At 64.8% G+C, this 18,229-nt stretch carries 18 protein-coding genes; 5 read left to right on the top strand and 13 right to left on the bottom strand.

Features of this window, described 5'->3' with window-relative positions:
* Nucleotides 1-119: 119 nt before the first annotated feature.
* Genes ACDH77_RS02230 through ACDH77_RS02255 form a run of 6 tightly spaced genes read right to left on the bottom strand, consistent with a single transcriptional unit; the run spans nt 120 to nt 6,063 of the window.
* Nucleotides 120-539: a Na+/H+ antiporter subunit G gene (locus ACDH77_RS02230; RefSeq protein WP_008575549.1), complete on the bottom strand. Its 420-nt coding sequence runs from the start codon at nt 537-539 to the stop codon at nt 120-122.
* The gene (locus ACDH77_RS02235; protein ID WP_372353702.1) at nt 536-820 is read right to left on the bottom strand and encodes a K+/H+ antiporter subunit F; all 285 of its coding nucleotides are present in this window, start codon (nt 818-820) and stop codon (nt 536-538) included. Before ACDH77_RS02235 ends, ACDH77_RS02230 begins: the two co-directional genes overlap by 4 nt.
* Nucleotides 817-1,323, bottom strand: coding sequence for a Na+/H+ antiporter subunit E (locus tag ACDH77_RS02240; RefSeq protein WP_008575552.1), 507 nt, complete (start codon nt 1,321-1,323; stop codon nt 817-819). Before ACDH77_RS02240 ends, ACDH77_RS02235 begins: the two co-directional genes overlap by 4 nt.
* Nucleotides 1,320-2,864, bottom strand: a complete 1,545-nt coding sequence (locus tag ACDH77_RS02245) for a monovalent cation/H+ antiporter subunit D (RefSeq protein ID WP_008575554.1) — start codon at nt 2,862-2,864, stop codon at nt 1,320-1,322. The genes ACDH77_RS02240 and ACDH77_RS02245 overlap by 4 nt, the downstream gene beginning before the upstream one ends.
* On the bottom strand, nt 2,861-3,235 hold the full coding sequence (locus tag ACDH77_RS02250; RefSeq protein ID WP_008575556.1) for a Na+/H+ antiporter subunit C: 375 nt from the start codon (nt 3,233-3,235) through the stop codon (nt 2,861-2,863). Before ACDH77_RS02250 ends, ACDH77_RS02245 begins: the two co-directional genes overlap by 4 nt.
* Nucleotides 3,235-6,063 carry a monovalent cation/H+ antiporter subunit A gene (locus ACDH77_RS02255; protein ID WP_031420833.1) on the bottom strand — a complete coding sequence of 943 codons (2,829 nt, stop codon included), beginning with the start codon at nt 6,061-6,063 and terminating at the stop codon, nt 3,235-3,237. Before ACDH77_RS02255 ends, ACDH77_RS02250 begins: the two co-directional genes overlap by 1 nt.
* Before the next feature lie 164 nt (nt 6,064-6,227).
* Between ACDH77_RS02255 and ACDH77_RS02260 the strand changes: the two genes are divergently transcribed.
* Nucleotides 6,228-7,130 (top strand): NAD-dependent epimerase/dehydratase family protein, encoded by a 903-nt coding sequence (locus ACDH77_RS02260; protein WP_218489097.1) that lies wholly within the window; start codon nt 6,228-6,230, stop codon nt 7,128-7,130.
* Nucleotides 7,131-7,155: 25 nt separating this feature from the next.
* Here the strand turns inward: ACDH77_RS02260 and ACDH77_RS02265 are convergent, their stop codons facing one another.
* The 7 genes from ACDH77_RS02265 to ACDH77_RS02295 form a co-directional block, all read right to left on the bottom strand.
* Nucleotides 7,156-7,641 (bottom strand): DUF962 domain-containing protein, encoded by a 486-nt coding sequence (locus ACDH77_RS02265; RefSeq protein WP_011346155.1) that lies wholly within the window; start codon nt 7,639-7,641, stop codon nt 7,156-7,158.
* Between the two features lie 96 nt (nt 7,642-7,737).
* Nucleotides 7,738-9,336: a M4 family metallopeptidase gene (locus tag ACDH77_RS02270; RefSeq protein WP_218489096.1), complete on the bottom strand. Its 1,599-nt coding sequence runs from the start codon at nt 9,334-9,336 to the stop codon at nt 7,738-7,740.
* Nucleotides 9,337-9,761: 425 nt separating this feature from the next.
* Entirely contained in the window at nt 9,762-11,516 is a 1,755-nt protein-coding gene (locus ACDH77_RS02275) for a peptidoglycan-binding protein (protein ID WP_218489095.1), read from the bottom strand.
* A 72-nt stretch (nt 11,517-11,588) separates the two neighbouring features.
* Nucleotides 11,589-12,125, bottom strand: a complete 537-nt coding sequence (locus tag ACDH77_RS02280) for a hypothetical protein (protein ID WP_008575567.1) — start codon at nt 12,123-12,125, stop codon at nt 11,589-11,591.
* 236 nt (nt 12,126-12,361) lie between these two features.
* The gene (locus ACDH77_RS02285; RefSeq protein ID WP_074053480.1) at nt 12,362-12,883 is read right to left on the bottom strand and encodes a hypothetical protein; all 522 of its coding nucleotides are present in this window, start codon (nt 12,881-12,883) and stop codon (nt 12,362-12,364) included.
* A gap of 286 nt (nt 12,884-13,169) precedes the next feature.
* Nucleotides 13,170-13,841 carry a hypothetical protein gene (locus ACDH77_RS02290; protein WP_074053258.1) on the bottom strand — a complete coding sequence of 224 codons (672 nt, stop codon included), beginning with the start codon at nt 13,839-13,841 and terminating at the stop codon, nt 13,170-13,172.
* 216 nt (nt 13,842-14,057) lie between these two features.
* Nucleotides 14,058-14,984, bottom strand: a complete 927-nt coding sequence (locus tag ACDH77_RS02295; RefSeq protein WP_008575574.1) for a phosphoribosylaminoimidazolesuccinocarboxamide synthase — start codon at nt 14,982-14,984, stop codon at nt 14,058-14,060.
* Nucleotides 14,985-15,193: 209 nt separating this feature from the next.
* Here ACDH77_RS02295 and ACDH77_RS02300 point away from each other — a divergent pair, with 209 nt between their 5' ends.
* The 4 genes from ACDH77_RS02300 to yegS all read left to right on the top strand — a co-directional run bounded on the left by ACDH77_RS02300 (nt 15,194) and on the right by yegS (nt 18,003).
* Nucleotides 15,194-15,523: a J domain-containing protein gene (locus ACDH77_RS02300; protein ID WP_008575576.1), complete on the top strand. Its 330-nt coding sequence runs from the start codon at nt 15,194-15,196 to the stop codon at nt 15,521-15,523.
* 125 nt (nt 15,524-15,648) lie between these two features.
* Nucleotides 15,649-16,350: a ribulose-phosphate 3-epimerase gene (gene rpe / locus ACDH77_RS02305; RefSeq protein WP_008575577.1), complete on the top strand. Its 702-nt coding sequence runs from the start codon at nt 15,649-15,651 to the stop codon at nt 16,348-16,350.
* On the top strand, nt 16,347-16,838 hold the full coding sequence (locus ACDH77_RS02310) for a GNAT family N-acetyltransferase (RefSeq protein ID WP_008575579.1): 492 nt from the start codon (nt 16,347-16,349) through the stop codon (nt 16,836-16,838). The genes rpe and ACDH77_RS02310 overlap by 4 nt, the downstream gene beginning before the upstream one ends.
* A gap of 235 nt (nt 16,839-17,073) precedes the next feature.
* Nucleotides 17,074-18,003: a lipid kinase YegS gene (gene yegS, locus ACDH77_RS02315; RefSeq protein ID WP_033478975.1), complete on the top strand. Its 930-nt coding sequence runs from the start codon at nt 17,074-17,076 to the stop codon at nt 18,001-18,003.
* Nucleotides 18,004-18,229 lie beyond the last annotated feature (226 nt).

Consider the following 18,229-nt stretch of genomic DNA (forward strand, 5'->3'; position numbering starts at 1 on the left):
AGCGCTCGTGAGTCGATACCCCATGTGCCGGCGACCGGCTCAGCCAGTTGCGCCGTTGAGAAGGTTCTGGGCAGCAACCGGACCTGATCGGCAAACAATCCACGCCGGGCAGCAACGCCTCAGCCACCCTCGGACGCAGGCCCCGGATGCTGCTTCTCGGTTTCTTCGTTCTCGCCAAGATCGCCTTTGACCTGCGGCAATCCTTCCTGCTGCGCGTCGCCGTGGTTCGGTACTTCCGGGCGGTTTTCCATCATCAGCGACAGCGCTGCCTTGGCCATCAAGTGCGCGCTGATCGGTGCGGTGATGAACAGGAATACGGTGATCAGCAATTCGCGCGGCTGCGGGTCCACGCCGAGAAACAGGTGGTATCCCACTGAGGCCAGCAACACGCAGCCCACGCCCAGCGTGCTGGCCTTGGTCGGTGCATGCAGGCGCTTGAAAAAGTCCGACAGCTTCACCAGGCCGAAAGCGCCGATCAGGATGAAAAACGTGCCCGCCAGCAGCAAGGCGCTGAGCAAGTATTCGGTGAGGGCGATCATTCGACGATACTCCGCCGCAACACGTACTTGCTCAGTACCACGGTGCTGCCGAAGCCGAGCATCGCAATGACCAGGGCCGCCTCGAAGTAGATCGGCGAATCCAGGCACATGCCCAGCAGCATCAATTCGGCAATGGCGGTGACCGAGAGCGTGTCCAGCGCCAGGATGCGGTCTGGCACGGTCGGCCCGCGCAGCAGCCGCCATAAGGCCATCAGGATGGCCAGGCCCACCGCGTGCATGCAGATCACGATGGTTGATTCGATGAACATGTGGCCGGTCATGGAAAGATCTCCATCAGGGGCTTTTCGTAGCGGGTCTTGATCTCGGCAATCAAGGCCTGCGGATCGTCCAGATGCAGTACGTGCACCAGCAGATATTTGCGGTCGTCCGACAGCGCGGCCGAGACGGTCCCCGGGGTCAGCGTGATCATGCTGGTCAAGGCGGCAATGCCGTGGATGTTGGCGATGTCCAGCGGCACCCAGATGAAACCGGGATGGATACGCGATTCTGGCCCGAGCACCTGCGCAGCGACCTTGATGTTGGAGCGCACGATGTCGCCCGCGGCCACCAGCAGCATGCGTGGCACCGAGCGCAGCGAGCCGATCTGTGCGAACTCGCGGTCCAGCCGCGCTGCAAAGATCGGTACCACCACGCCCAGCAGCATGCCCAAGACCCATTGCTGCGGGCCGAAGCTATCGCTGAGCAGCAGCCAGAACACGAAGACCGTCACGCTCAAGGGCGGCGAGGGAAACAGGCGGCGACGCAGTGGCAGACGCGTGTTCATGGCTGCCTCCGTTGCGGCGTGGTGGCGCGGACCTGGTCAACATACGCGCCGGGGTCGCGCAACTGCGCAGCGGCCGCATCGGTGTAATGCATCAGGGGACCTGCGGCGCCGGTCATCGCAACCAGCCCGCTCAGCAACAGCACCGTGGCGGCGGTCTCCACCGGACGCATGCGGCCACGCCGCGGCGGCTGCAGTTCCGGCGCATTTTCCGCCGCCGCCGGCACCCGCCAGAACAAGCGTACGCCGGCGCGGGTGAGGCCGATCACGATCAGCAGGCTACTGCCGAGCACCGCGATCCACACCGGCCCGACCAGCCCTTCAGGCACGTGTTGCAGCAATGCGGCCTTGGCCAGAAATCCGGAGAGTGGCGGCAACCCGGCCACCGCCACCGCGGCAATCATGAACATCGTGCCCGGAATGGCCCGCCCCGGCAGCGGCGCCACTACTTCCTTGCGGTCGCTGGCACTGCCGCGGCGACGGCGGATCAGGTCAGAGACCATGAACAACGCAGCGGCGACAAAGCTGCTGTGCGGCAGGTAATACAGCCCCGCGCCCAGTGCGCCGGCATCGTCCAGCGAAAACGCGATGAACAAGGTCGCTGCCGAAAACACCACCAGGTACGACACCATCACCCGCAGCCGCGATGCGGCCATCACCCCGAACGCGGCCATCAGCAGCGTCGCGATGCCCAGCCACAACAGCGCGTGGCTACCGAAGCCGTGCAGCGCGCCGGCACCGGCGCCGAACCACAACGACGATACCCGCAGCGCTGCGTACAACCCCACCTTGGTCATGATGGCGAACAATGCAGCCACCGCCGCCGGCGCACGCGAATAGGTTTCCGGTAGCCACAGATACAGCGGCAGCAGCGCGGCCTTGCTGCAGAACACCAGCAGCAACAAGCCCAGCGTGGCCTTTGCCAACGGCACGTCCTGCGCCGGCAGATCGGCAATGCGCTGCGACAGCTCGGCCATGTTGAGCGTGCCGAACACACCGAACAGCAGGCCCAGCGCAATCAGGAACAACGTCGACGCACACACGTTGAACACCACGTAATGCAGGCCCACCCGCATCTGCAACCCGCGCCCGCCGCTGAGCAGCAGGCCGTAGGAGGCGATGAGCATCACCTCGAAGAACACGAACAGGTTGAAGATGTCGCCGGTCAGGAATGCGCCGTTCAAGCCCATCAACTGGAACTGGAACAATGCATGGAAATGCGGTGCGCGCCGGTCCCAGCCTGCGCATGCATGTAGCAGGCACGCAGAGCCCAGGATCAAGGTCGTCAGCAGCATCCATGCCGACAAGCGGTCGCCCATCAGCACGATGCCGATGCGCGCCGGCCAGTCGCCGAGCAGATAGACCAGGATCTGGCCGTCGGCCGCGCGTGCGAACAGGGCGATGACCGCCGCAGCCAACAAGGCGATGCTGACCCACGCCACGCTGCGCTGCACGCGCGGCCCATAGCGGCGGTGCTCGACGAACAACGATGCCGACGCGCCCAGCATCGGGATCAGGATGGGCAGGATCAGCAGATGGTTCATCGCCGGGCCTGCCGCGTATCCGTGCCGGTCGCGGCATCTTCGTGCGCATCCACATGGTCGCTGCCATTGTCGCTACGGCTGCGGATCGCCAGCACCAGGCTCACCGCGGTCATCGCAAACGCGATCACGATGGCGGTCAGCACCAGGGCCTGCGGGAGCGGATCGGTGTGATGCATCAGCTCGGCCGGCACGCCGTCGCGCAACACCGGCGCCTGGCCACTGCGCAGGCGCCCACCGGCAAAGATCAGCAGATTGGTCGCATACGACAGGAAGGTCATGCCCAGGATCACATCGAAGCTGCGCGCGCGCAGCAGCAGATAGATCGCCAGTGCGGTGAGGACGCCGATCGCGCTTGCCATTGCCAATTCCATCAATGCTGCTCCGCGGTGCGTGTCGAACGTTGGGTGGGGTCGATCTCGCCGCGCTGCGAACTGCGCGTACGCGAGGGCTTGATGGTGCCCATCATCGACAGCATCAACATCGCCGCACCGAACACCACCAGGTACACGCCGGTATCGAAGCCCAGCGCACTGGCCAGTTCCAGCTCGCCCAATAGCGGCAGCGGAATTTCCAGATGTCCGCTGCTCAGGAACGGCAGCCCGAACACCAGCGAGCCGGCGCCGCTGACCAGCGCGCACAACAAGCCGATGCCGATCAGGCGGATGTAGTCGAAACCAAAGCGCGACTCCACCGAGGCCGTCCCCTGAATCACGTACTGCATCAGCAATGGCACCGCCAACACCAGCCCGGCAATGAAGCCGCCGCCCGGCGCATTGTGCCCGCGCAGGAACAGGAACAGCGACACCGTCAATGTCAGCGGGAACATGATCTGCGCCAGATCGGCCGGCACCGGCAACTTGATCGGCGGCCCCGGCATGGTGCGCTCCGGTGCCATGCGCGCGCGGCGCAGCAAGGCGTGCACCACCAGCCCGGCGATGGCGAAGACGGTGATCTCGCCAAAGGTATCGAAGCCCCGGAAATCCACCAAAATTACGTTGACCACATTGCGCCCATACGCTTCGGGCAAGGCGCGCTGCAGCAGTTCGCCGGCGACCGAATGGCTGGGTTGCGTCATCAAGGTATACGCCAACGCCGCAAGACCGGCACCGCCGGCAATGGCAATTGCGGCATCACGCATCTTGCGCAGCCGCGCACGTTCGGGCAACGAGCGCTCGGGCAGGTAGTTCATCGCCAGCAGCATCAGCACCAGCGTGACCATTTCCACCAGCAACTGCGTCAGCGCCAGATCCGGCGCCGACAAGAACACGAACGTCAGGCTGACCGCCAGCCCGGTGCCGCCGAGCACCAGCACCGCCAACAGGCGCTGCTTGTACAGGAACAGGCTGCCCAGGGCGCATGCGATCATCAACAGCCACACCATCCACCCCAGCGCCGGCATTGGCATGGGTGCAGGCCATTGCGGCAATGCACCGCCTTGCAGGAACGGCACCAGCGCCACCACGACCGCGCTTAGCACCAGCAGCATCAACATGCGCTGCAGGTTGCCGTTGGTGACGGCGTCGGTCATGCGTGCGGTGGCACTGAACAAGGCACGCAGGTTCCATTGGAACAGTGCCTTTCCCGGCGAACGGTTCTGGATTGCATACAGATCCAGCGTGCGGCGCAGCGCCACGTACAACAACGCACCGCCGACGATGCCGGCAACGCTCATCGCCAGCGGCAAATTGACGCCATGCCACAGCGCCAGGCTGTAGTCGGGCAGCCGGTCGCCCAAGATCGCGGTGGCACCGGCGCGCAATACGGGCGCCACTGTCCATGCCGGCACGATGCCCACCGCCACGCAGGTAAGTACCAGCACGTCGACCGGAATCCGCATCCAGCGCGGCGGCTCGTGCGGCGTGGTGTCCAGCGCGCGCGGGCCTTCGCCGAAGAACGTGTCGTGCACGAAGCGCAGGCTGTACGCCACGCCCAGCAGGCCGGCCAGCAGCGCAGCGGTGCTGGCCAGGATGCGCATCAGTTGCGGCGCTTCGGTATCCAGCGCAACCGCGAAGAACATTTCCTTTGACAAGAAGCCGTTGAGCAGCGGAATGCCGGCCATGGCCAGCGAAGCGGTGATGGCCAGCGCGCTGGTCACCGGCATCAACCGGCGCAGATTGCCCAGCTTGCGCATGTCGCGCGTGCCGGTCTCATGGTCGATGATGCCGGCGGCCATGAACAACGACGCTTTGAAGACCGCATGGTTGATGAGGTGAAACACGCCGGCCACCACCGCCATCGGCGTGGACAGGCCGAACAGCATCGTGATCAGGCCCAGATGCGAAATGGTCGAGTACGCCAGCACGCCCTTGAGATCGTGCTGAAAGATGGCGTGCCAGGCGCCCAACAGCACCGTGATCGCGCCGATGCTGGTCACCGTATAGAAAAACAGATCGGTACCGGCCAGCGCCGGATGCAAACGCGCCAGCAAAAATACGCCGGCCTTCACCATCGTGGCCGAATGCAGATACGCCGACACCGGCGTGGGCGCCGCCATTGCGTGCGGCAACCAGAAGTGGAACGGGAACTGCGCGCTCTTGGTGAAGATGCCCAGCAACACCAGGCCCAGCGCGTACGGATACAGCGGGCTGGCGCGGATCACATCGCCGGCGGCCAGGACGGCATCGAGCTGAAAACTGCCCACGATGCGGCCGATCATCAACACGCCGCCCAATAACGCCAGGCCGCCGCCGGCAGTCAGCACAAAGGCCATGCGTGCGCCTTCGCGCGCGTCCTTGCGGTGCGACCAGAAACCGATCAACAGGAACGAGCTGATGCTGGTGAGTTCCCAGAACACCATCAGCAAGAGCAGGTTGCCCGACAACACCATGCCGAGCATCGCGCCCATGAACAGCAAGAGATAGGCAAAAAAACGCGACGCGCTATCGCGTGGGCTCAAATAGTAATGCGCGTACAGCACCACCAGCGCACCGATGCCCAGCACCAGCAGTGCGAACATCCAGGCCAGGCCATCGAGCCGCAGCGAAAACATCAGGCCAATCTGCGGCAGCCACGCGTGCTCGCTGGCAATCACCTCGCCGCGCAGCACCGCGGGCGTCAACAGCGCCAGCACCAGCAGCCCGGCCAACGGCGCGGCCGCAGCCAACCACGCAGTGATCGAACGGGAGGCGCGCCAGAGCAGCGCAGCGGCAGCGGCCATGACAAATGGCAGCGCCAGCAGAATTTCCAGCGAGAAAGGCATGCAGGGAACACAAGATTCGCGAGCAGGCCCGAGAGCTTAACAAACCCTTGACTGACGTCCGCGTCAACGCCGCCAGCGCACATGGCCTGCCATCGGCCCCACTGGCTGCACATTGCAATGCCGCACTCGCTATGCTGCAGGCATTCATGCATCGATAATGCCCTGTGACTGCCGCCAATCCCGCTCCGTCCACCGCTGCATCTGCGCCGCGCGCCCTGGTCTTCGGCGGCAGCGGGCAAATCGGCGAGCGCTTGCTGACCCGCCTGCTGAGCGGCCGATGGCAGGTGACAGCGTGGTCGCGCCAGCCGCGCGCAGCGCGCTCCGGTCTGATCTGGCGGCAGGGCGATCTGGCTGTGCCGGCAGCTGCCGGCGAGGCGTTCGAGGTGATCTTCAGCTGTGGTCCGCTGGACCACTTCGCACGCTGGTATGCCGAAAACCCGATGGTAGCGCCGCGTATCGTGGCGTTCGGTTCCACCAGCGTTGAGGTCAAGGAACACTCCATCGACGCGGCTGAGCGCGACGTGGCCCAGCGTCTGGCCACTGCCGAACAGGCGCTGTTTTCCGCCGCGCGTGCGCGTGGCGCTAGTGCCACCGTGCTGCGGCCGACCCTGGTCTACGGCGCGGGACGCGACAAAACCTTGACCCAGATCGCCGGGCTGGCGCAGCGCACCGGCGCGTTCGTACTGCCCGCCAACGCCACTGGCCTTCGCCAGCCCGTGCATGTGGAAGATCTGGCCAGCGCCGCTCTGGCGGTGGTTGGCCAGCCGGCCACCCAGCAGCGCAGTTATGCCGTGGGCGGCGGCGAAGTGCTGGCGTACACGCAGATGGTAGAGCGCGTACTGGAAGCGCTGCCACGGCCTGCACGTCTGTACCAGGTGCCGCCGAGCCTGTTCGGTCTTGCACTCACCGCAGCGCAACGCCTGGGCCGCCTGCGGGGCTTGAATGCCGCCGCGCTACAGCGCATGCGCGAGGACCTGGTATTCGATCTGGAGCCGGCACGCCGCGATTTCGGCTATGCGCCGCGTGCATTTCGCCCACTGCCCGAAGAGCTCGGGATCGGCGCGTGAGGCCTGGCTGGTCTGTCGGCGACGTTCAGTAACGCCAACCCAGCTGGCGATACGCCTTGGCCAGCACCCAGATCGGCCCGATCAGCAGATAGGTCAGATCGGTCAGGAAGCTCGGTTTGCGGCCTTCGATCTTGTGGCCGACGAACTGCGCAATCCACGCCAGCACGAACACCGTCAGCGCGGTGGTGAACAGGCCGCCAAGCCCGATGCGGCCTTCGATCAACCGGCACAGACAGCCGAAGAAGAAAAAGATCCCCAGCATGCCCAGCCCCAGCGGGCGCGACAGCCGGTTGTAGTACGACCACGCCGCAAACATCGACAGCGCGGCCCACACGCCGCTGCTGAACCAGCTACCGCCGACCGGGATGCACCACAACAGCGCCACCACCGACCACAGGATGGCAGGCACCGCCAGCACGTGGATCTGCTGATTGGTCGCGTTTTGATGATCGTCGGAATAGCTGGCGAAATAGCGCTCGATCGGTCGCGCGGTCGTGGTGCTTTGGCTCATGTTCCCTCCCAGGAATGATCCAAGCATACGCGCGCGGATGGCGCCATGGCAGATGTGCCCTCGCCACGCCTTGGTGGCGTGGCGAGGGACGCACCGTCAGTTCACCGAGACCGCGCTCCACGCCGCCGCTACTGCGCGGTATTGCGTGGACGTGCTGCCGTACAGATCGGTGGCTGCGCTCAGCGTGGCCCGACGGGCCGCCGCGTAGTTGGTGGACGAGGTCATGTAGACCGTCAGTGCGCGATACCAGATGCGGCTGGCCGCGGCGCGGCCGATCGCGGTGAGCGCCGTGGAGCCGCTGCAGACCAGACTGGTCGGGGTCAGGTTGTAGCTGGTGCCCGAGCCGAACCCGCTCGGCACCACCGCCCCTTCGGCCAGCAGATAGTAGAAGTGATTGGCCACGCCCGAGCTGTAGTGCACATTGAGCGAGCCCAGGCTGCTGCTGTAGCAATCGGGCGATTTGCCATCCAGGCTTGGCTTGAACATGTAACGCAACGCCAGTGTGCCGGTGCTGTTGTTGGGGATGATCTTCTCGCCAATCAGATAATTGCCCGGCTCGGCGCTGTTGGCAGCGGAGTACTCCACCATGGTGCCCATGATGTCGGACGTGGCTTCATTCAAACCGCCCGATTCGCCCGAGTAGGTCAGCGCGGCGGTGCGGCTGGTCACACCGTGGGTCATCTCGTGGCCGGCCACATCCACCGACACCAACGGCGTGAACGTGCTGCCGTCGCCATCGCCGAAGGTCATGCAGAAACAGCTGTCCTGCCAGAAGGCGTTGTTGTAGCGACTACCGTAATGCACCCGGCTCCGTGCACCGGCGCCATCGTTTGCAATGCCTGTGCGCGAATGCGTGGTGCGGTAATAGTCCCAGGTCAACGCCACGCCGTAATGCGCATCGACCGCTGCGGTGACCGTATCGCCGGTGGTGCCGCTGCCCCAGGCATTGTCGGCATCGGTGACCAGCGTGCCATTGCCGGAGGTGCTGTTGCGCATGTTGTAGGTCGCACCGCTGCCGCGACTGAGATCGGTCATTTCGTAGCTGGTGCTGCTGCAGCGCGTCGTGTTCACCGTCACGCTGCCCGCATACAACGAACGTCCTGTGCCAGCGGCGCTGGTGCCGCCGCTACATGCGGTATGCACGGTATCCCAGGATTCGAGGATGCGCTGGTTCACCGCATCGACGATGTAATGCATCTCGGTCGGTGTCTGGTCGGGTTTGACGCCGCTGTAAATTACCTCGTACACCAGGCGCGGCGCGCCCTGGCGTGCATACAGCGCCAGACTCGCACGCGGCGCGGCATCCTGCGCCACATCGAAGTGCGAACCGGCCACACGCAACGCGCTTGCCGCATCGATTCCCGGCACCAGGCTCGGACGCACCGTGGTGTCCATGGTCTGGCTCAATTCACGCATCACCCCGCGACGCGAGTGCACCACCACGTCGCCGCCGATCACCGGCAGGCCCTGATAGGTACGATCGAAACGCACATGTTCGGTACCGTCGGCATCGACGATGCTGTCGCGTGCGATGAAGGCGTCGGCCGGCGCGCGATTGGCCAATGCAGACGCGTTGTTCCCCAATAACGATTGCGCGCGCGAAACAGCGGCATTTGCCGACACATCGGCAGCATTCGCGGCAGCAGAAAACGAGAGCGCGCAGCAGATTGCCGCGCCCAGGACATGGAATTGCATGACGACTCTCTCCAGAAAACGTGCAATGCAAAGACCGGCAGCCCCCCGACAGCCGATCGCCGATGGCACCTTGGGTGCCGGCAGTTACGCTTGCACAGTCACGAACTGGACAGTAGTAAAAATTACGGATGTGTTGCGTTCTGTGCGCCCGGCCACTTTCCGCTGTGGCGCACATCGCAGAGGCGCAGCGGATGCATGGTGTCATTGGCCGCTGCGGCCAAGCATGCGCGCAATGCAGTGGTGTCAGGCAGGGTTGCGCCGTATCGTTGCGCCAGCGCGGGGTGTTGCGGTGTCCCATCACCACGCGCGCTGGCCGTTGAATGACGATCAGCTTGCGCGATGTGTCGTGACTCCCACGGTGCATGTGGAAACAAGAACGCCGGCCAATCTCCTGGCCGGCGTCTTCTTGATCTATCGCTGAAAGATCAGCGACCTCCCATCGCAACCTTCTGCTGTTCTTGCTGGGCCTGTTGCTGCTGCGAGTGACCAGCCAGCAACTGCGCGCTGGTTTGCTCAAGTGTCGGAGCAGGTTGGTTCAGGTCCACCGCCGCACGGAAGCCCGGCGTGGTGCCCATGACGAATGCCTTGCCGTCCTGCACTGTCACGTTCTGCAACTTGTCCGCGCTGTCGATCCCATTCTGCTTCGCCTGCAGCGTGACATGTGCCGCCGTCTCGTTGGAGATCATGCTTGGCAGCTTGCTGCGGATTGCGTTATGTAGCGCGTGGTCGGGATGCGATGCATCGTTGAGCGAAGGCCCTTTCGGCCCAGCAACCTGCGCCTCGCGGGTCTGCGCCGGTTGTGCAGCCAATGCTGCACGCGTATCGCGGCCGACAACACCGTCCTGCTGCAGCCCATGCTGCTTCTGGAACGCCATTACCGCCTCACGCGTGTTGTCGCCGAAGCGCCCGTCTTCGGCCAGGCGGTTGCCTTGTGCATCGCGTACACCGAGACGGTTGAGGTCCTGCTGCAGCTTGCCCACATCCTGACTGTTGTCGCCATGCCGCAGGGCACCTGTGCCGCTTGCCGCTGCTGCCTGGGTGTGGCGCGCACCCGCTTCGTGTTGGTGACCCTGATTCCAGAAGGTCTCGGGGCTGGTCAATTTGCCGTTGGCATCGCGCAATTGGTAATGCACATGCTGCGCATATTGGCTTGCGCCATTGGGCCCACGTCCCCCCATCGTGCCGATCGCGTCGCCTGCCGACAGCGTTTGCCCTTCTTTGACCTTGACGCCATCCAGATGCAGGATCTCGTGCGAGTTGCCTTGTGCATCGCGAATCTTGACGGTGCCGTAGCTTCCGCCGGCAAAGGTCACCGTTCCGGCGACCGGCGAATGCACGGTTGGATGCTGCAAATTGCGTCCTGCCTGACCGCCCTGATAATTGAAGTCGGTGCCGCCGTGGTCGCGCGCGCTGCGGTGCTCGCCGTAATGTCCGGTGATATGCGGCGCGGTGCCGTTCTGCGGCGGAAGCATGCGCTCCATGGTGGCCTGGAACGAATGCGCGTTCGAACCGGCATGCGGTGCTTGCGTCGGTGCCGAATGCTGCGCGGGCGCGACGGTCTGTCCGAGTTGACCGTGTTCGAGCTTGTGCATCACATCGGGCGTGAGGTCGCGCTGCCAGCGCGCGAAGCGGCTTTCGCGGTCAGCCAGTCCATTGGGCGGATCGCCGCCGTTGATCGCAACGCCTGCTGCATGCGCATCCTGCCTGGCCGCTTGCGGCACATTGTGCTGCCAGTACCAGGTTGCGATCCGCGACGCGTTTTCCGGTTGCGCGGCCAGTTCGGGGTGCGCGACCAGGTCGAGTTTCAGCGCTTCGCCGGCCTCGCGATACTGATCTTTGCCGGTGAGCTGGATGTAGCCGCGACCACGGTAAAGATAGCCATCGCCGGGCTCGTTGTTGCCCATGCGCCCGCCATACATCAATTCGGCGAGTTTCTCCGGCTGGCCGCGCAATGCCTCAAGGCGCGCTTCTTCCAGCGCCTCCGGTCCTTCGCGCAGTGCAGAACGCACTTTCGAGCTCACTTGCGAGAGGCCGCGGGTATAGCGGAACCCTTCTTCCAGGCGATTGAGTCCGCCCGATTCGTGGCCTACCTGGGCCATGAAATTCGCCAATTCGTTGGGCCGGGTGATTCCCGCTGCATAGGCTGCCTGCAGCAGCCCAGTTTCGCGATCGGTTGCCATGGTGTAACTCCTCATTTCTCAGCAACATGAAAAGACGGACCCATCCTTGTCCGCGTCAGCCATTACTTCCCTTTAATTTTGTTTCTGGGCTCCAGCCTCATCCAGCGCCGCGACTTTCTTGAGCGTGGCGGGGTCGAAGTCCTGGAACGTCACCGTCCCAAAATCCTTGTCGGTTAATTCCAGGGTGTTGTGTTGTTCGGTCTCGGTATCGGAAAGATCGCGCACGACCTTGTCCAGCAACCAGGTCTGCTTGTCTGCCGAATACTTGAACGTGAAGTCGTCGGCCCAGCGCTCGCGCGAGCCGCCTGAGATGGAGATGGTGAATTGCCCGGGCTGGACGCGCGAAAACGCATACGGGTCGCCTGCCAGACCGCCGCAGCGGGCACAGGGCACGATGCGATTATTTTCAGCGGCCTTTTGCAGGCTGCCATCGGCGTTCTGGGTCAGCAGCAGGACGCGACGTGGCTGCCCTTCGCCGAGCTTTTCGTTGCCGGTTGCCGGCGGAGAAATCACGACAAGTGCGTCCGAATGTCCGGCGCCAGTCAGGTCGCCGCGTTGGGTATCCAGCGCCTTCGATCCTGCTGGAACGAAGGAGTCGATCGTTGCCATGGGTACAGTCCCTTGTGTCGGTGTGGCAGGAGGTGTCGCGGCCGGTGCGGGTGGGCCAGCCGCGGCTGCGGGTGCATTGGCCGGCGTTTCAGGCGCATCGGCTGCCTGCGGACCGTTACACGCGGCAAGCGCTACTGCCAGCACGGGGATGAGCACTCTGAAGGGGGGCACGGCCGTCTCCTGATTTGGGTTTTTGCGTGGCGCGGTGTTGGCCGCGCCGTTACTTGCCCGCGCCGTTACAGCGACTGGTCGTCGACCTTGACCAAGGTCCAGCATGGGCGCTGGGCGAAGTGGTAGACCTGTTGGTCGCCGCTGTCAGGTGTACGCACCAGCACCTGGCGACCGCCTGCGTTCTCGGACACCACGACCTCGCGGCCCGCGGAGCGGGCCACGTCCAGGTTCGGGATAACCGGCCATTTGACGTCGGCCAGCGCAACCTCGCGAGTGACTGGCGCCGGTTCCGGCTGCGCATCCGGATCGATCCGGATCATGGTCAGCGGGTCGGCCGTGGCTTTCTCCTGGGCCGCGATGTCTGCACTGAAGCTTTTTAGAAATGCAGAGAAGTCGGCGGTCGGGCAGGTCGTCGGCTGAGCGGGCGTGGCCGACGCCGTAGCAGGGGTTGAGGCGGCAGGCGCGGTACCCGCTGCCTCTGCTGTCGCCGCGGGCATTGCTGCGCCTGCTGGCTCTGCTTGCGGTTTGCAGGCAACCAGCGCCAGGCTCAGTGCGAGGGCATGCAGAGATGTTCGTAAAAGGGCCAACGGATCCTCCTGATCGTATCGGGCGATGTGCGAGCGCGCAGGATGGTATCTGCGCGCTGTGTGCAAATGCGTGAAGGCTTGTGGGGCCAGAGTGCGGCGAGCCGGCCGGACGCAGCAGGCCCGCACCCTGGGAGCGTGACCGGAATGACGGTGGCCGATTGCTCAAACGATGCCAAGGCCGGTGAGTGTCCTCAACACGGGCCGGGTACCTCATCTGGATCCATTGCAGCAATCGTCATGCAGTGATGGATGGGTTGCCTGCAAATCACCCGTTTGGTGCGCGCAACTAGATTCCGTTGGAAAATACTTCGAGTGCGTCCGCACTCACCCATCCTTGCGCGCAATTGCCAGTGGATTGTCCTGGTGCTGCGGCGTGGCAGTGCTCGCCACTTGCAGGCTTGATCTGCTTGATCGGCCTGTCGCCGTAGGTTTTGCACAATGCGGTGTTCTCGCACCTTGCAACGGTGCTCGCTGGAATTGCGGCGACGTAGTAATACCGCGGGTTCTGTCCGGCGCGGCCGATCGCCTGGACGCAGACGAGCTGGCCTTGGGCAAGATTGGCTGTAGCCGTTGCGCTGCTGCCGGTGACGGGAACGGCATCCAACAGATCTGCTCCGTTCGCCTGGGCGACGCCGGCGAAGAAGCCCTTATCGCCACAATCGGGCAAAAACTCCACATCGTAAAAATCACCCGTGTCGACATTGCCTGCTGTGCATCCTGTTGCAGTCATTGCATCCGTGCAGGTTGCGCCAGCGGCCTGTATCAGCGCGCCAAGTCTGGCGTTGACCTGCAATGCTGCGGGTGCGTTGTTCTTCGCAGGTGCTGCCGGTGCTGATGAGGGAACGGCGTGGGGTGCAGATTCGCCGGCAGTGCAGGCGCTCAGTGCGAGCGCTAGACCGGGAATTAGTGCGCTGCGCAAGGCAGGCAGCACGCGACACAAGTGACTTGACATGGTCATTGCGGCCTTGCTGGGCAAGAGAACACACCATCGCAGTGGGCGCGGTGGGGATGCTGGTGGGCGAGTGTGTGCGATAGCCGTCATGAAGCTTCACGCTTGATCACCAACCTGGCCTTCAGTCGGTAGTCGAGAAATCGACGCGCCGAGAATGTCGGCGCTCGCAGGCATAGGCGTCTGCGTACTGCGCCGCCTCGCCCTTTCACCGGGCGCGTGCAATCAATCCACCGAAATATCCGCCAGCCGCTGCAGCGCTTCGGCATATTTCGCACGCGTGCGATCGATGACGTCGGCCGGCAGGCGCGGGCCGGGCGCGGTCTTGCCCCAGTCCAGGGTTTCCAGATAATCGCGCACGAACTGCTTGTCGTAGCTCGGCGGGCTGGTGCCCGGTTCGTATTGGTCGGCCGGCCAATAACGCGAGGAATCCGGAGTCAGCATCTCGTCCATGATGTACAGGCGGCCATCGGCATCGGTACCGAATTCGAACTTGGTATCGGCCAGTAATATGCCGCGTTCGGCAGCAAAATCGGCTGCGAACCGGTAGATGCGCAAGGTGGCATCGCGCACGCGTTCGGCCAGCTCGGCGCCGACCGTCTTGACCATTGCATCGAAGTCGATGTTTTCGTCGTGGTCGCCAACCGCTGCCTTGGTCGAAGGAGTGAAAATCGGCTCGGGCAGTTTCTCGGCCTGACGCAGGCCGTCGGGCAATTCGATACCGCTGATCTTGCCGGTGCGCTGGTAATCCTTCCAGCCGCTGCCGATCACATAGCCGCGGGCGATGGCTTCCACCGGCACCGGCTTGAGCTTGCGCGTGACCACGGCGCGTTTGGCGTACAAGGCCGGATCGACACCCTCGGGCAATACCTGCTCCACGCGGATGTCCACCAGGTGGTTGGGCATCAGGTGTTCGGTCTTGTGGAACCAGAAGTTGGATACCTGGCACAGCATCTCGCCCTTGCCGGGAATCGGGTCGGGCAGCACCACGTCGAACGCAGACAGGCGGTCGGTGGCCACCATCAACAGATAGTCGCCTGGGGGCGCATCGGCGGGCAGGCGGTCGCGGGGAAGATCGAAGACATCGCGGACCTTGCCACGGTGACGCAACGGCAGGCCGGGCAGATCGGATTGCAACAGCGTGGTCGACACAGGCACTCCTAAGGACGTCGCTATGACGCTGTCCCCGGGACCCGGCGGGCCCGCGGGTAGGCAGCGGGCCGCGTAGTGTACGGCGCTTCGCCGCCTCCCGCAGAATTTATTGGAAGCCCGCGCGGTGGGGCTTGTGCAGGAGCCGTCAGCCAGGCCGGGCGGGCGTTCGGGTAAGATCGCCAGCCCGCCTCCCGCCCCCGATCGCCCCCATGTCCTGGTACGGAAAACTGCTCGGCGCATTGGCCGGTGCCTTGCTGTTTCGCGGGGCGCCGGTGGTGGGGCTGCTGATCGGGCTGGCGATCGGCCACGCGGTCGACGCCGGCTGGTTCAAACGGCGCGCGGAAAATCCGTACGAGGCGCTGGGCCTGGAGCCGGACGCCACCACTGCCGAGATCGACCTGGCCTATCGCCGGCTGATGTCCCGCTACCACCCGGACAAGGTCGCCAACGCCGACCCGGAAGCCCGCCGCCAGGCCGAAAAGAAGGCCAGCCAGATCAACGCCGCCTACGACCGGATTCAACGGCAGCGCAAGCACTGAAGCCAAGGCTGCACGCCGAAAACCGCTGTGTTACGCAGTGCCGGGCGTCGACGCAGCGCGCTGTACATCGAAAGCCCCAGCGCCCAGCGGCATCCGGCTTTCCTCGCCGGGCCACGGTTGCGACAATGGCGCTCCTGCATTTTTCCGAGCTGCCCATGCAACCGACGGCGATCGCCCCGTCCATCCTGTCCGCCGATTTCGCCCGTCTGGGCGAGGAAGTGAACAACGTCCTCAAGGCTGGTGCCGACTGGGTGCACTTCGACGTGATGGACAACCACTACGTGCCCAACCTCACCATCGGCCCCATGGTGTGCCAGGCGCTGCGCAAGCACGGCATCACCGCGCCGATCGACGTGCACCTGATGGTCGAGCCGGTGGACCGCATCGTGCCGGATTTCGCCGACGCCGGTGCCACCACCATCAGCTTCCACCCCGAAGCCAGCCGCCACGTGCACCGCACGATCCAGCTGATCAAGTCGCACGGCTGCCAGGCCGGACTGGTGCTCAACCCGGCCACGCCGGTGGACATCCTGGATTGGGTGCTACCCGAGCTGGACCTGGTATTGGTGATGTCGGTCAACCCGGGCTTTGGCGGGCAGGCCTTCATTCCGTCCGCACTGGACAAGCTGCGCGCCATCCGCCGCAAGATCGACGCGACGGGCAAGCCGATCCGGCTGGAGATCGATGGCGGGGTCAAGGCCGACAACATCGGTGCGATTGCCGCGGCCGGCGCCGACACCTTCGTCGCCGGCTCGGCCATTTTCAATGCGCCCGACTATGCGCAGGTGATTGCGCAGATGCGCGCGGCGGTGGATGCGGTGCGATGAGCCGGCCCGCACCGCAGATCCGCAGCGCCACGCCTGAGGATGTGCCGCTGCTGCATGAACTCATCACCGCGCTGGCGGTGTACGAGCGCGAGCCGGACGCAGTCAAGGCCGGCCTGGAGGAGTTGCGCGCCAGTCTGTTCGGCGACGGCGCCACCGCGCATGCGCTGATCTGCGAGCAGGACGGTCAGGCGCTGGGCTTTGCGGTGTATTTCTTCAACTACTCCACCTGGCTGGGCCGCAACGGCCTGTACCTGGAAGACCTGTTCGTCCGGCCGGAAGCGCGCGGCAAGGGTGCGGGCCTTGCGCTGTTGCGGCACCTGGCGCAGCTGGCCGTGCAGCGCGGCTGCGGGCGGTTCGAATGGTCGGTGCTGGACTGGAACCAGCCGGCCATCGACTTCTACAAGGCAGTCGGTGCGCACCCGATGGACGGCTGGACCGTGTACCGGCTCGACGGCGAACGGTTGGCCGCATTTGCGGCAGGCGCCTGAGCCAGGCACGCCGCGCAATCCAGCCTCATGCAAAAGGAAGGCCGCTCCTATCGGGGCGGCCTTCAAGAAAATTGGAGGCTGATCCTGCCTCCGCCCGTCGTCCCTGCTATGGCCTTCCACTCTCCGGGTCATCGATGACACCGCAATGACAGTGCGCAGCCAGCGCCTATTCACGATCTGCCCATTGGCCCGCTGCTAGCCTGCGGCCATTACCCTCACAGCATCGGCAGCGCGCATGGCCCCGTCCCACTGGCGTGTGATCCTCAACGGCAAGTCCACCGACAACATGGACCTGCGTGAGGCGGTGGGAACGCTGCGCAAGCGCGGCATCCAGCTCGATGTGCGGGTCACCTGGGAAGACGGCGATGCCGAGCGTTACGTGGGCGAGGCGGTGGCCGATGGCGTGCACACGGTGGTGGCCGCCGGTGGCGACGGCACCCTGAGCGAAGTGGCCGCCGCCCTGGCGCACCACGAGGGCGATGCGGCCTCGCTGCCGTCGCTGGGCCTGGTGCCGCTGGGCACCGCCAACGACTTCGCCACCGCCGCCAATCTGCCGATCGCCCCGCTGGAGGCGTTGACCCTGATCGCCGAGCGCGTCGCGCAGCCGGTCGACCTGTTGCGGATCGACGCCGACCACGGCCCACACTGGTGCGCCAACGTGGCCAGCGGCGGCTTCGGCACCCAGGTCACGGTGGAAACCGACGAAGGCCTGAAGAAGATGCTCGGTGGCCTGGCCTATCTCATCACCGGCATGTCGCGGCTGGGCCGCATCGACCCGATCAGCGCCCGCTTCAGCGGCCCGGAGTTCAGCTGGGAAGGCGAATTCATCGCACTTGGCCTGGGGAACGGGCGCCAGGCCGGTGGCGGCCAGGCGCTGTGCCCGGAGGCACTGATCGACGACGGCCTGCTGGATGTCACCATCGTCCCTGACCTCGACGGGGAAGTGGCCGCCACGCTCGGCACCCTGGTCACTGGCGGCAAACAGGCCGCGCTCGAACGCGTGGCCGTGCGCGCCCGCGTGCCGTGGCTGGAAATCGTTTCCCAGCAACCGCTGACTTTGAACCTGGACGGCGAACCGGAAACCTCGCGGCACTTCCGCATCGAATGCGTCCCGGCGCGTCTGCGAATGCACTTGCCGGGTGAGTGCCCTTTGCTTGGCCGGTGAGAATCGGGAATCGGGGATGGGGGGATCGGGAAAGCTTCGCATGCGTTTCGGGTGGGCCAGGCAATCGCCACAGCCCACCTTCGCCGTTGTTGAACGACGTTCGCCCCCGGCTGCTGCCCTGGGCCAGCAGTTGCGCTACAGTAGCCGCGTGTCCCGCCTGACGACCCCACGCTCCTTCTCTTTCGCTCGCCGCTGGTGGCGATGGTGGCCCGTTGCCGTCGTCCGC

The organism is Xanthomonas axonopodis pv. maculifoliigardeniae (assembly GCF_041519315.1).
Taxonomy (GTDB): Bacteria; Pseudomonadota; Gammaproteobacteria; order Xanthomonadales; family Xanthomonadaceae; genus Xanthomonas; species Xanthomonas euvesicatoria.

Excerpts from the sequence above, each read along its gene's own strand:
- ACDH77_RS02310 (WP_008575579.1), top strand. The coding sequence starts at position 16,347 with ATGAGCCGGCCCGCACCGCAGATCCGCAGCGCCACGCCTGAGGATGTG.
- ACDH77_RS02255 (WP_031420833.1), bottom strand. The coding sequence starts at position 6,063 with ATGCCTTTCTCGCTGGAAATTCTGCTGGCGCTGCCATTTGTCATGGCC.
- ACDH77_RS02250 (WP_008575556.1), bottom strand. The coding sequence starts at position 3,235 with ATGGAATTGGCAATGGCAAGCGCGATCGGCGTCCTCACCGCACTGGCG.
- ACDH77_RS02240 (WP_008575552.1), bottom strand. The coding sequence starts at position 1,323 with ATGAACACGCGTCTGCCACTGCGTCGCCGCCTGTTTCCCTCGCCGCCC.
- ACDH77_RS02290 (WP_074053258.1), bottom strand. The coding sequence starts at position 13,841 with ATGACCATGTCAAGTCACTTGTGTCGCGTGCTGCCTGCCTTGCGCAGC.
- rpe (WP_008575577.1), top strand. The coding sequence starts at position 15,649 with ATGGCGCTCCTGCATTTTTCCGAGCTGCCCATGCAACCGACGGCGATC.
- ACDH77_RS02230 (WP_008575549.1), bottom strand. The coding sequence starts at position 539 with ATGATCGCCCTCACCGAATACTTGCTCAGCGCCTTGCTGCTGGCGGGC.
- yegS (WP_033478975.1), top strand. The coding sequence starts at position 17,074 with ATGGCCCCGTCCCACTGGCGTGTGATCCTCAACGGCAAGTCCACCGAC.
- ACDH77_RS02275 (WP_218489095.1), bottom strand. The coding sequence starts at position 11,516 with ATGGCAACCGATCGCGAAACTGGGCTGCTGCAGGCAGCCTATGCAGCG.
- ACDH77_RS02300 (WP_008575576.1), top strand. The coding sequence starts at position 15,194 with ATGTCCTGGTACGGAAAACTGCTCGGCGCATTGGCCGGTGCCTTGCTG.
- ACDH77_RS02265 (WP_011346155.1), bottom strand. The coding sequence starts at position 7,641 with ATGAGCCAAAGCACCACGACCGCGCGACCGATCGAGCGCTATTTCGCC.
- ACDH77_RS02280 (WP_008575567.1), bottom strand. The coding sequence starts at position 12,125 with ATGGCAACGATCGACTCCTTCGTTCCAGCAGGATCGAAGGCGCTGGAT.
- ACDH77_RS02245 (WP_008575554.1), bottom strand. The coding sequence starts at position 2,864 with ATGAACCATCTGCTGATCCTGCCCATCCTGATCCCGATGCTGGGCGCG.
- ACDH77_RS02270 (WP_218489096.1), bottom strand. The coding sequence starts at position 9,336 with ATGCAATTCCATGTCCTGGGCGCGGCAATCTGCTGCGCGCTCTCGTTT.
- ACDH77_RS02235 (WP_372353702.1), bottom strand. The coding sequence starts at position 820 with ATGACCGGCCACATGTTCATCGAATCAACCATCGTGATCTGCATGCAC.